General features: G+C 64.7%; 1 protein-coding gene. It reads left to right on the top strand.

The window, feature by feature from the left end; all coding sequences use genetic code 11:
- Positions 1 to 116: 116 nt before the first annotated feature.
- A partial coding sequence (locus QSK25_RS45270; RefSeq protein ID WP_502881964.1) for a phosphatase domain-containing protein occupies positions 117 to 434 on the top strand: 318 nt, incomplete at its 3' end.

Raw genomic sequence — 434 nt, 5'->3', positions numbered from 1 at the left:
CACGAGGCAGGACTGCTCGTGACAAGCCGGTTCATCGGACGTCGGCAGCTCATCGACGCGGATGCACTCTTCGCCGAGAAGCTGGTGGCGACAGCGTGACGCGCCCAGTCGCGGTGATGGACATCGACGGGACGGTTGCTGATGTCCGACATCGGCTTCACTTGCTCGACTCCGCGTCGCCGACCAGATGGGCGGACTTCTTCGACGCGGCTGAGCACGATCCCGTGTTACCGGAGGGTGCTGAGCTTGCACACAAGCTGGCTGTCGACCACGACATCGTGTGGCTCACCGGACGGCCAGTCCGTCTGGCGGAGGCGACCCGCCGGTGGCTCACGGAACGAGGCTTGCCGCTGGGCGAACTGGTGATGCAGCCGCAGGGCGACAAGAGACCAGCTCGGGTGGTCAAGCTTGAACGAATGCACGAACTTCAGCGC

Origin of the sequence: Lentzea sp. NBRC 102530, assembly GCF_030269365.1 — a bacterium.
Lineage (GTDB): Bacteria > Actinomycetota > Actinomycetes > Mycobacteriales > Pseudonocardiaceae > Lentzea.
Note: the sequence above shows the minus strand (reverse complement) of the source record. Positions and strands in the feature narration are given on the sequence as shown.